The organism is Comamonas trifloxystrobinivorans, assembly GCF_043359985.1.
Taxonomy (GTDB): domain Bacteria; phylum Pseudomonadota; class Gammaproteobacteria; order Burkholderiales; family Burkholderiaceae_C; genus Comamonas; species Comamonas trifloxystrobinivorans.
This window is the reverse complement of the sequence record NZ_JBHZGV010000013.1, coordinates 144,138-154,718: the sequence shown is the minus strand read 5'-3', so window position 1 is coordinate 154,718 and position 10,581 is coordinate 144,138. Positions and strand designations below refer to the sequence as shown.

The window sequence follows — 10,581 nt, the reverse complement described above, 5'->3', positions numbered from 1 at the left end:
ATCCGCGAGGCGCAAGTCTTCCGGCCAGCGTTGCGCGCGGCCTTCGTCATCAATCGGCGCGTCAGCACCACCGTGATCGGGCGCGAAGCGCGCCAGGCGCTCGCCGACCAGCCGCTTCCTGCGCTGCGCGCGGAAGTGCATCAGCGCATCGTGTTCGCCGACAGCGTGGCCGCTGGCCGGCTTGCACGCGAGACGGCGCCCGACAGCGCCGCCTCCCGCGAAATCACCGCCCTGGTGGACGAACTGCTGCGGTGGACGCCATGACAGAGAAGCCGCCAGCCACCAGCAAACGCACGGCCAAGCGCGTCGGCATCGGCGCGCGTCCGCCTGCGAATCCGCACGCCGAGGCGTGGATTCGTCAGGGCGATGCCGATGCGATAGGCAAAGGCGAACTCTACACAGCCCGCCTCACCCTCGACATCACGCCCGCCATGAGGGCGCGCATCAAGGTCTCGGCCTTCACGCAAGGCGTGACCGTGGCCGATCTGCTGCGCGGCCTGCTGGAGCGGGAGTTTCCAGAACACCGCAGGGAGAACACACCATGACCGCATCTGCTTCGCCAGTCTCCGCGCCTGCCGTCTTCGCGGCCACGGCTGCGCCCGTAGCGCCTTCCGGCCAGCCCGCCAACGCGCCGCTGACGCGCGTGGCGCTGGCCTACATCGAGGCCCGTTTCAAGCTCTACCTGCGCTTCGGTGAACCCGCGCGCACGCACCAGCTCGACCGCTGGCGGCGCAGCTCGGTATTCCTGCCGGGCGCGGTGTTCTGCCGTGTGCGCTGGCAGGCCAACGATTACGGCACCGTGCGCTGGCAGCTCATGGTGATGCAAGCCTGCACACCGCTGGACGACGCGCAGCGCATCCCCGGCATACAGCCGGGCGCGCGCCTGCTGCTGCACGCCGAGGGCGACGGGCAAGTGCGCGCCGTGCTGGAACGCATCGACGCCATCGAGGCCCTGGGCATCTCGCCTGTCGCTGCCTCGCCCGCGTACTGGCGCACGCTCGCCAACCGGCTCGCCGCGCGCCTGCCGCTGCCCGACTACACCGCCGAGCGGCACGCCGCCTGGCTGGCCGGGAGGGCGCTGCCATGACTGCCGTTTCCACTGGTGCCAACACCGCCGGAAAGGCTCCGCGCCCTCGCTCCCGCCTGCGCGCTCGCATCGTGCTTGCTGGCTTCGCTGCCTGCGGCCTCGCTGCGCTGGCATGGGCGTCTTTCGTGCATCCGCTGCCCCGCCTGATCTACAACCCGTCCGACAGCGTTCCCGTCGGCTGGTATCGCATCGTGTCACCCGACGCGCCGCGCGTCGGCTCCATCGTGCTGACCACGCTGCCACCAGACGCCGCTGCGCTGGCCGCACTGCGCGGCTACCTGCCGGCGCACGTGCCGCTGCTCAAGCGTGTGGGCGCGATCGCGCCGCAGGAGGTGTGCGTCGCCGGCGGCAGCGTTCGCATCGACGGCGTGCCTTCGGCAGCCTTGTTGCGCGCCGACCGCTGGGGACGGCCGCTGCCATCCTGGCAGCAGTGTCGCCGCATGGAACCGGGCGAGCTGTTCCTGTTGAGTGTCACCAATCCGGCGTCGTTCGACAGCCGATATTTCGGGCCGGTCGCCGCATCCGCCGTGATCGGCGTCGCGCACCCGGTTTGGCTGGAGGCCCGTCCATGATGGCCGCCGACTCGCTGCACGTTGCCGTGCATCTTGTCGTGCCATCTGGCATGTCGATCCCGTGGCTTTCTGCATGTCGTCGCGCGTGCAGTGCGAACGCATCCGCGCCGCACTTCGCGCTGCCTTCCCATGTACAGGCGTCTTGCCTCGAACGCGCCCGGCCTATGGCCGTCGCCGCGTTCGCCGGTGCGCTGGCTGCTCGCGCAGCAGCGCCGCCGGGCCGCCGCTGCCCGGAGCGCCAGCGAGGGGCAAAGGCGGAAGGCAAGACAAAAGGGGGCGGCACCTGTCGGCCCGCAAAGCCAGTCTGCACGTGGGGGGGCGAGGCACGCAGCGGCTTTGCCGCCGTGCCGCTTGGGGCGTGAGGCACGCACCGATACAGGCATGTCCGCGTGCTTCGCACGCCCGGACACGCCAGAGTTTGCAGGGAGCGCAGGCATGACCAACCGCCGCGACGATGATTTCCGCATCCGCCCCAGCGCACCGAAGAACCGGGGCCAGGGCTTCGTATCCAAGGTGCTCCAGCAGGCAGGCAAGGCCAGCGGCGGCAAGTCCACGGTGCGCCGTCCTGGCGGCAGTGGCAAGGGCACCGGCCAGCGGCCCGGATCGCGCCTGGGACGCGGCCACACGGCGGCGCGCTTCGCAGGGGCGAAGCTCACGCCTATGTCGCGGCGCGTGACCATCAAGACACTACTGGTCAACCAGCAGCGGGCCAGTCCGCAGTCGCTCGCCAAGCACCTGCGCTACATCGAGCGCGACGGCGTGGGCCGCGACGGCGAACCGGGTCGGGCCTATGGGCCGCAGACCGACGAAGCTGATCTGAACGCATTCAAGGAGCGCTGCGCCGATGATCGGCACCACTTTCGCTTCATCGTTTCGCCCGAGGAAGGGGCCGAGCTGGAAGACCTGCGCACCTACACGCGGCACCTGATGGGACGCATGGAGGCCGACCTGGGCACGCGGCTGGAATGGGTGGCGGTCGATCACTGGAATACCGACAACCCGCACACCCACCTGATCGTGCGCGGGCGCGACGACACCGGCAAAGACCTCATCATCGCGGGCGACTACATCACTGATGGTTTTCGTCATCGCGCCGCCGAGCTGGCGACCGAATGGCTGGGGCCACGCACCGAGCTGGAGATCCAGCAGACCTTGCAGCGCGAGGTGGAGCAAGAGCGGTGGACTAGCCTGGATCGCACGTTGAAACGCGAGGCCGGCGAGGATGGCCGGGTACAGATCGAACGCTTCAACGAACCGACGTTGCAACGCCAGCGCCTGCTGCTGATCAGCCGCCTGCAACGCTTGCAGCACCTGGGCCTGGTCGACGAGACGCAGCCCGGCAGTTGGGCCGTCCATGCCGATGCCGAGAAGACCTTGCGCGCCCTGGGCGAGCGTGGAGACATCATCCGCACCATCCAGCGGGCCATGAGCGGCCAGCCGCGCGAGCTGGCGGTGTTCGAGCCGGGCGACGATGGCCGAACTATTCTCGGCCGCGTAGCCGCGAAGGGGCTGGCCGACGAACTGCGCGACCGGGGCTATCTGGTCATCGACGGCGTGGACGGCAAGGCCCACTACGTCGCGCTCAATGCCCGCGACGAGCTGGCGAACTATCCCAGCGGCGCCGTGGTGGAGGTGAAAGGATCGGCCGACGTGCGCGCGGCGGACAAGAACATCGCCGCGCTGGCGAGCGATGGCTTGTACCGTACCGACCATCACCTCGCCATCGCCCAGGGGCAGGCCGTGCCCGGCCGCGATCCGCAGGAAGTCGTCGCGGCCCATGTCCGCCGACTGGAAGCCTTGCGCCGCGCCGGCATCGTGGAGCGTGTGGCCGAAGGTCTATGGAAGGTGCCGGACGATCTGCCCGAGCGTGGCCGTCAGTACGACGCGCAGCGCCTGGGAAGCGTGGCCGTGGAACTGAAATCGCACCTGCCCATCGAGCGGCAGGCCCGCGTGATCGGGGCCACCTGGCTCGACCAGCAACTGATCGGCGGCGGCTCGGGCCTGGGCGACCTGGGCTTTGGCGGCGAGGCCAAACAGGCCATGCAGCAGCGCACCGACTTCCTGGCCGAACAGGGGTTGGCCGAGCGGCGCGGGCAGCGCGTGATCCTGGCGCGCAACCTGCTGGGCACGCTGCGCAACCGGGAGCTGGCGCAGGCCGCGAAGGACATTGCAGGCGAAACGGGCCTGGAGCATCGGCCCGTGGCCGACGGGCAGCGCGTGGCCGGCATCTACCGGCGCAGCGTCATGCTCGCCAGCGGGCGCTACGCGATGCTTGATGACGGCATGGGCTTCTCGCTGGTGCCGTGGAAGCCGGTGATCGAACAGCGATTGGGGCAGCAGCTTTCCGCGACGGTTCGCGGCGGCGGGGCGTCCTGGGAGATTGGGCGGCATCGGGGGCCAACCATTTCTTGAGTCAAGGTAAAGCCACAAGCCGGTGGGCAAAATTAGATTTTATCCATAGATGGGTGATCAATCCAAAGCGTTACCAAAGGTTGGGATGTCAAAATTAGAATTATCTGTAATTTCGGATACACGGCCACATTCAAAGGCACGCTATCGCGTATATGGATTGATGGTTTCCGACCAGTGCCGCATGCGCCTTCCGCAGAATTTGGGGCAAATCCACGATGAAGAGAATAATTTGGACGTTCTGGTTTTTTGCGCTGGCATTGAGCGCTTTATGGCTTTTTACCGATACGCTCTGGCCTGCACAGTCCAACTACTTCGCCCTGCGAACGGTATGGATTAAATACAGCGGCGTACTGGCCATCGGCGCGATGTCCGTGGCGATGATGTTGGCCACGCGCCCGGCGTGGCTGGAGCCCAGCTTGAACGGACTGGACAAGATATACCGCCTGCACAAGTGGCTCGGCATCGCTGCTCTGGCCGCTGCAACAGTACACTGGCTGTGGGCGCAGGGTACTAAATGGGCCGTAGGCTGGGGCTGGCTGACGCGCCCCGCGCGCAAGCCCCGCGCAACGGCTGATTCAATGGGCTCCATTGAATCGGCGCTGCGTGGCTGGCGTGGACTGGCCGAGGACTTGGGCGAATGGGCCTTCTACGCCGTCGCCGTGCTACTGGTGCTGGCTTTGGTTAAGCGCTTTCCCTACCGGCTGTTCGCCAAGACGCACCACTGGATGGCAGCGATCTACTTGGTGCTGGCCTTCCACACCTTGGTGTTGGTGCAGTTCTCCTACTGGGCCCAGCCCGTGGGCTGGGCTTTGGCTATGCTGCTGGCGAGCGGCACGGTATCGGCGGTGTGGGTGCTGCTGGGCCGAGTCGGTGCGCAGCGCACCGCGCACGGTGTCATCGAATCGCTGCAGACCTACCCTGCGCTGAACGTGCTGGAAACCACCCTGCGGATGGACCCGGGCTGGCCCGGCCACCGGCCCGGACAGTTTGCCTTCGCCATGTCCAACCCGAAAGAAGGCCCGCACCCCTACACGCTAGCCTCAGCCTGGGTGCCGGAAGACCGGCGCATTACCTTCATCACCAAGGCGCTGGGCGACCACACCCGCCGGCTGCCTGAGCGCCTACGGGTAGGCGACCAGGTAACGGTCGAGGGGCCTTACGGCTGCTTCACTTTCGACGACGAGAAGGCCCGCCAGATCTGGATCGGCGCCGGCATCGGTATCACGCCATTCATTGCGCGCATGAAGTATTTGGCGCAGCATAAAGGCCAAGACGCACGCCCGGTCGATTTGTTTCATCCTACGAGCGACGTTGATCCGCAGGCCATCGAGAAACTGCGCGCCGACAGCCAGGCGGCCGGCGTTGTGCTGCACCTGCTCATCGACAAGCAGAACGGTCGCCTGACGGGTGAACGCCTGCGTGCCATGGTGCCGGGTTGGAAAGACGCCAGCGTCTGGTTCTGCGGCCCCACGGCCTTCGGCCGCGCGTTGCGCGCCGACCTGCTGGCCCAGGGGCTGGAGCCGGAGGCGTTCCACCAGGAGCTTTTCGAGATGCGCTGAATGGAAGAAAGCACATGCGCGTATTGATCGTGGAAGACTCGCAAACGCTGGCCGAAGCCCTGAGCCAGAGCCTTCAGTCGGAAGGCTATGCCTGCGATACAGCAGCCGATGGCGTGTCCGCGCTGAAGTTTCTTGCCAGCTACCGGTACGACGCCATCATTCTGGACTTGATGCTGCCCCGGCTGGACGGCTTTGGCGTGTTGCGCGCATTGGGCCGAGAGGCCCATGCCGCACCGGTGTTGGTGCTCTCCGCGCGCGAACTGCTCGACGACCGGGTGCGGGCCTTGGATGCGGGTGCCGATGACTACCTGACAAAACCCTTCGAGCTAGCCGAACTGCTGGCTCGCCTGCGGGCGCTAGTACGGCGTCCGCCGCAACGGGACGTTCCAGTTCTGCGCCACGGCGATCTGGAGGTCGATCCGCGCTCGCGCATCGCGAGGTTCAAGTGCATTGATCTTGGGCTCACGCCGAAGGAGTATGGACTGCTCGACTTGCTGCTGCGTCGGCGCGGCGCCACGCTGTCGCGCTCGCAGATTTTTGAACATTTGTACGACAGCCGCAGCGATGCATCGGACAAAGTGGTAGAGGTGATCGTCAGCACCTTGCGAACCAAGCTTGCCCAGTGCGGCCTGGATGAACTGATCGTGACACGCCGTGGCTTCGGCTACATCCTGCCCTGAACGATGGTACGTCCCGATTCCGAAGCCCTTTCTGATGCGAGTCAAGGCGGATCCTGGTCCTTGCAGCGGCGGCTGGCTGCCAGCTTGGTGATCTGCATTGGAGGAACCTTCGCGATCCTGTTTCCCGTCCTCGACTACTGGATTGACCACGAAATCTATCGACGGATGGATACCACCCTGATGCAACGATCAGCGGCGGTGGGGCGCGTGCTGCAGGAGTTGGATGCGAGAAAGCTCGAAAGCCTCATGCCGGAATATGAGCCTGGCGGGCATACCGAGTTCTTCACGGTCTTCGATTCGCAGACCCACCGGGCCTTGCTACGCTCTCCCAGCAGTGCAGGCGCCGAGCTATCGCTTGGCCCGGTGGAGCAAGGCACCCCGCGCTATTACGACGTGACACTTCCGGATGGCCACGCGGGCCGCGCGCTGGCGACGCGCGTGTCGGTAACTGGAGAGAGGTCTCAGCTATTAGTCGTCGCAACAGAACGCCGGGATTGGGATCAAACCGAGCGGCGCATCCACTTTGCGCTCTTGGGCGGTATTGTGCTGGCAACGCTGCTAGCGACGGGCCTGGCGCTGCTCATGGTTCGGCATATCGTGGTCATGCTGGAGCGGGTCGGCGAGCAACTGGCCGATCTGCGTTCGGATCGGCCGATTGCGCGGATCGGAGCGGACTTTCCCCGTGAACTGCGTCCATTTGCCGAAGCCTTCAATCAGGGCTTGCATCACCTGTATGTGGCCATTGTCCGCGAGCGCCGCTTCTCCCGCGATGTGGCCCACGAGTTGCGCACGCCCCTGGCGGAAATCCGCATCAGCGCAGAAAGCGCTTTGATCGATGCCGACCCGGCCCGAATCCAGCGCGCCCTGAATGCAATGATCCAGGCCAGTTCACGCATGCAGCGCAGTGTGGACACTCTGCTGTTGTTGGCGCGACTTGAGTCCGGCCAACACACAATGGCGCTGGATCCTCTGGATCTAACTGCTTTGCTGCGAGAGTTGCTGGCGGGACTTAACGTCCAGCAAATGGCACCCAAGTCACCCATCCGCGTGACTTTGCCTGAATCGGCATGGGTGCAAAGTGATCAGGGCGTGATCGAACGCATCGTCTCCAACCTCTTGCGCAATGCCATTGAATACGCGCCCGAAGGCGACGACATTCAATGCGGGCTGGAGCGCGAAGCTTCCGGCTGGATGTTGACCATCGTCAACACAGCTCCCAATTTGCTGGCATCCGATCTGGATCAATTCGGCCTTCGCTTCTGGCGCAAGGATTCCGAAGGTGGCACGGCGCACCACGCCGGGTTGGGACTTGCACTGGCCCTGGCGCTCGCGCATGCCATAGACCTGCCGCTGGCGTTCTCACTGGACAACGGTCGGCTGTCCGCGCGGCTTGGCCCTTGGCCAGCGCTGCTCTGAGATTGACGCAGATTTACACCGCGGTGCCGAACATGGCTCCCACGCCCGCTGTCACCGCCATGGCAAATGTGCCCCAGAACGCGACGCGCAGTGCACTTTTGAACAGCGGCGTACCACCCACGGCAGCAGCCGCAGCGCCGAGCAGGGCCAGGAAGACAATCGCCGTCGCGACGATCCAATAGAGCAGGCTCTGCTCTGGCGCCAGCAGAACCACAGCCAGCGGCATGGCCGCGCCCACGGCGAAGCTCCCGGCGGACGCCATTGCAGCTTGCAGCGGGCGAGCGCTCAGCGTTTCAGAAATGCCCAGTTCATCGCGCGCGTGCGCGCCCAGCGCATCATGTGCCATCAACTGCGTGGCGACTTGATCCGCGAGCCGATGATCCAGGCCACGCCGGACGTAGATGGCGGCCAGTTCCCGATGCTCTGCATGCGGACTACGGTTCAGTTCATCTTGTTCCCGTGCCAGATCTGCCTTTTCCGTATCAGCTTGTGAATAGACCGACACGAACTCGCCTGCAGCCATGGACATGGCGCCGGCTACCAACCCCGCGATGGCCGTGGTCATGATGCTGGCATGGCTTGCATGGGCAGCAGCCACGCCTGCAACTAGGCTGGCCGTGGAAATGATGCCGTCATTGGCACCCAGAACAGCTGCGCGTAGCCATCCGATATGTTCAGTGCGATGACTTTCAGGGTGAGCGCGATGATGAAATTTTGTCATTGAAAAATCAAATCCATGTGAAGCAGCCCAAGGCCAGCAGTTCAGGTGCGATGACCGGGAAGCATGCGAACCAGTGTGTTGTCACGCATGACGTAGTGGTGCAACAGCGCCGCCATCGCATGCAATCCGATCAAGACATAGCCCAATGTCGCCAGCGCCTCATGGACATCCTTGAGTTGGCGCGACAAAGCAACGTCGGTGCCGATCAGAGAGTGAATGGGCAAGCCAAACAGAACAATCGGCTTGCCCGCCGCACTCAAGGTGAGCCATCCGAGCAGCGGCATGGCGAGCATGAAGCTGTAGAGCGCATAGTGCATGACATCGGCGAGCGTGGCCTGCCAGCGTGGCATGGGTGGTTGGATCGATGGCTTCACGCCCGCCAGGATGCGCACCCCGATACGGATCACGACGATCACCAGAACGCTGAGGCCCAGCAGGTAGTGCAAGGACTTCATGGCGTCTCTCAAGGCGCTGCCCTTCGGTGCCAGACCGCGCAGCTCCATGCTCGCATAGACCGCGATGATGAGAAGCGCGGTCAGCCAATGCAGTCCTATGACCAAAGGACTGAAACGATATTCGGAATTCCTGACATTCATGGTGTATGGCTCCGAAGTTTGAGGTAGCAAAGGCGCACCGCTGGCATATCAGAGCAAGTTACTGAAAAATCAGTTTATCGATTGCTTGCTGCTCAAAGCAGGCGTTTTGCAGAAATACATCGCACTGAGAAAATTTCGCTTTCTCCAAAGCTTTCTCAAAGCTTCACCGAAGAACATGAGCTGATCTTTACAAGAGATCGACCGCATGTTTCGCCTCATTAACCTCGCGCACCGCTTCATATGCGACGAATTTTCAATTCGCGCTGTGTGCTCTCTACTCTGCTCTACGTCATTTGGGGCGGCACAAGCATGAGCTTCCCGACCTTGAAAGCGGCGGGCACCTCCAGCCGAACCAAGACCTTGGCCCTGTCCGCCGTCGGTGTGGCAGTTCTGGCTGCCGTAGGGTACGGCTGGTGGGCTTGGGCAACCCAGCAGACAACCGTAGCCGATAAAGACGCGAGCGAAGCTGTCGCCCAACCGAACGCTGGCGGCGTTCACCTCAATGCCACTCAGCTTCGCGCGCAGGGTGTGGAAACCGCACTCGTCAAGGATGCTGCAGTGATACCGCTGGATAGCTTACCCGCGCAGACGGTGGCACCACTCTCGGCTAGCGCGCAGGTCGTGGCGCCATATGGCGGTGTGGTGACGCGCGTTCTGGTCGATGAAGGCGCCGCAGTGCGCCAAGGTCAGGCACTGGCGCGCATCCAGAGCAAGGACGTTCTGGCGTCTCAGGCTGATCTGGCGCGTGCCCGCACCGAAGCGGCGGTGGCTACGGCGCAGGCCCGGCGCGATGCCACGCTCTTGGCCGAGGGCATCATCCCAGCCACGCGCAACGAGCAAACCCAGGCGCGCGCGGCGGCTGCGCAAAGTACGTTGCAAGAGGCCAATGGCGCCCTCGCACGGCTTCGACCCGTTAGCGGCGGGCAGGCCGGCGAGTATGAATTGCTGGCGCCTTTGTCCGGGCGGGTGATGCGTCGTCACCTGAGCCTCGGGCAGGCGGTCGCGCCGCTCGACATCGCCTTCATAGTGGCTCAGCCTGGCCCGCTGGATGTCAGCGTCGCGGTTCCGCTGCGCTGGCGCTCGGATCTCCACCCAGGCTTGGAAGTGCGTCTTCCCGATGGCACGATCGCTCGCGTGACGGCTGTTGGTGGCGACACTGACCTCAGTAGTCAGAGCCTGCGGGTACGTGCCCGCGTCGATGCAGATCAGGCAGGGGCAGACCGCTATGCGGCCGGGCAGCAGATCAGTGTCGCGCTGTTGCTGCCAGCACCGCAGGGCACCTTGAGCGTGCCATCGTCCGCACTGCTGCCAGCGGGCAGCGCCCACGTGGTCTACGTTGCTGAGCCGTCATCGCAAGACAAGCACGGCGACCTACGCGTCCGCGCTGTTCCGGTGCGACTGCTGGGGACAGACGAATCAGAGGCGTCAAGCGCCGTGCGTGCCGTCTCGCCAGACACTGCGCCGCTTGCGGCAGGCATGCAGGTCGTCGTGCGCGGTACGGCACTGCTTAAATCCATGATTCCATTGCAATGAGGGGC

General features: G+C 64.6%; 10 protein-coding genes and 1 pseudogene. 9 read left to right on the top strand and 2 right to left on the bottom strand.

Annotated features, from left to right (window positions below; genetic code table 11):
* The 8 genes and pseudogenes from ACFIQF_RS17275 to ACFIQF_RS17240 all read left to right on the top strand — a co-directional run.
* Positions 1 to 264 (top strand): annotated as a pseudogene (locus ACFIQF_RS17275) (ParA family partition ATPase); the annotation flags it as partial.
* Positions 261 to 545 (top strand): chromosome partitioning protein ParB, encoded by a 285-nt coding sequence (locus ACFIQF_RS17270; protein ID WP_393944738.1) that lies wholly within the window; start codon positions 261 to 263, stop codon positions 543 to 545. The pseudogene ACFIQF_RS17275 and the gene ACFIQF_RS17270, both read left to right, overlap by 4 nt.
* Positions 542 to 1,087 (top strand): DUF2840 domain-containing protein, encoded by a 546-nt coding sequence (locus tag ACFIQF_RS17265; RefSeq protein WP_393944737.1) that lies wholly within the window; start codon positions 542 to 544, stop codon positions 1,085 to 1,087. Before ACFIQF_RS17270 ends, ACFIQF_RS17265 begins: the two co-directional genes overlap by 4 nt.
* Positions 1,084 to 1,659 (top strand): S26 family signal peptidase, encoded by a 576-nt coding sequence (locus ACFIQF_RS17260; RefSeq protein WP_393944735.1) that lies wholly within the window; start codon positions 1,084 to 1,086, stop codon positions 1,657 to 1,659. Before ACFIQF_RS17265 ends, ACFIQF_RS17260 begins: the two co-directional genes overlap by 4 nt.
* A gap of 435 nt (positions 1,660 to 2,094) precedes the next feature.
* Positions 2,095 to 4,071: a relaxase/mobilization nuclease domain-containing protein gene (locus ACFIQF_RS17255; protein ID WP_011517536.1), complete on the top strand. Its 1,977-nt coding sequence runs from the start codon at positions 2,095 to 2,097 to the stop codon at positions 4,069 to 4,071.
* 215 nt (positions 4,072 to 4,286) lie between these two features.
* Positions 4,287 to 5,630: a ferredoxin reductase family protein gene (locus ACFIQF_RS17250; protein WP_393944732.1), complete on the top strand. Its 1,344-nt coding sequence runs from the start codon at positions 4,287 to 4,289 to the stop codon at positions 5,628 to 5,630.
* A gap of 14 nt (positions 5,631 to 5,644) precedes the next feature.
* A complete protein-coding gene (locus ACFIQF_RS17245) occupies positions 5,645 to 6,310 on the top strand; it encodes a response regulator transcription factor (RefSeq protein ID WP_011517534.1) in 666 nt (221 codons plus the stop codon).
* A 3-nt stretch (positions 6,311 to 6,313) separates the two neighbouring features.
* Positions 6,314 to 7,726, top strand: a complete 1,413-nt coding sequence (locus tag ACFIQF_RS17240) for a sensor histidine kinase (protein ID WP_003056166.1) — start codon at positions 6,314 to 6,316, stop codon at positions 7,724 to 7,726.
* 13 nt (positions 7,727 to 7,739) lie between these two features.
* Here ACFIQF_RS17240 and ACFIQF_RS17235 read toward each other — a convergent pair whose 3' ends face one another.
* A complete protein-coding gene (locus tag ACFIQF_RS17235; RefSeq protein ID WP_035884269.1) occupies positions 7,740 to 8,447 on the bottom strand; it encodes a VIT1/CCC1 transporter family protein in 708 nt (235 codons plus the stop codon).
* A 41-nt stretch (positions 8,448 to 8,488) separates the two neighbouring features.
* Entirely contained in the window at positions 8,489 to 9,043 is a 555-nt protein-coding gene (locus ACFIQF_RS17230; protein ID WP_393944731.1) for a cytochrome b, read from the bottom strand.
* 309 nt (positions 9,044 to 9,352) lie between these two features.
* On the opposite strand from ACFIQF_RS17230, the gene ACFIQF_RS17225 reads away from it, so the two are divergent.
* Complete coding sequence (locus ACFIQF_RS17225) at positions 9,353 to 10,576, top strand: efflux RND transporter periplasmic adaptor subunit (RefSeq protein ID WP_393944730.1); 1,224 nt, start codon at positions 9,353 to 9,355, stop codon at positions 10,574 to 10,576.
* Positions 10,577 to 10,581: the final 5 nt, after the last annotated feature.

Excerpts from the sequence above, each read along its gene's own strand:
- ACFIQF_RS17235 (WP_035884269.1), bottom strand. The coding sequence starts at position 8,447 with ATGACAAAATTTCATCATCGCGCTCACCCTGAAAGTCATCGCACTGAA.
- ACFIQF_RS17255 (WP_011517536.1), top strand. The coding sequence starts at position 2,095 with ATGACCAACCGCCGCGACGATGATTTCCGCATCCGCCCCAGCGCACCG.
- ACFIQF_RS17265 (WP_393944737.1), top strand. The coding sequence starts at position 542 with ATGACCGCATCTGCTTCGCCAGTCTCCGCGCCTGCCGTCTTCGCGGCC.
- ACFIQF_RS17250 (WP_393944732.1), top strand. The coding sequence starts at position 4,287 with ATGAAGAGAATAATTTGGACGTTCTGGTTTTTTGCGCTGGCATTGAGC.
- ACFIQF_RS17240 (WP_003056166.1), top strand. The coding sequence starts at position 6,314 with ATGGTACGTCCCGATTCCGAAGCCCTTTCTGATGCGAGTCAAGGCGGA.
- ACFIQF_RS17225 (WP_393944730.1), top strand. The coding sequence starts at position 9,353 with ATGAGCTTCCCGACCTTGAAAGCGGCGGGCACCTCCAGCCGAACCAAG.
- ACFIQF_RS17245 (WP_011517534.1), top strand. The coding sequence starts at position 5,645 with ATGCGCGTATTGATCGTGGAAGACTCGCAAACGCTGGCCGAAGCCCTG.
- ACFIQF_RS17270 (WP_393944738.1), top strand. The coding sequence starts at position 261 with ATGACAGAGAAGCCGCCAGCCACCAGCAAACGCACGGCCAAGCGCGTC.
- ACFIQF_RS17260 (WP_393944735.1), top strand. The coding sequence starts at position 1,084 with ATGACTGCCGTTTCCACTGGTGCCAACACCGCCGGAAAGGCTCCGCGC.
- ACFIQF_RS17230 (WP_393944731.1), bottom strand. The coding sequence starts at position 9,043 with ATGAATGTCAGGAATTCCGAATATCGTTTCAGTCCTTTGGTCATAGGA.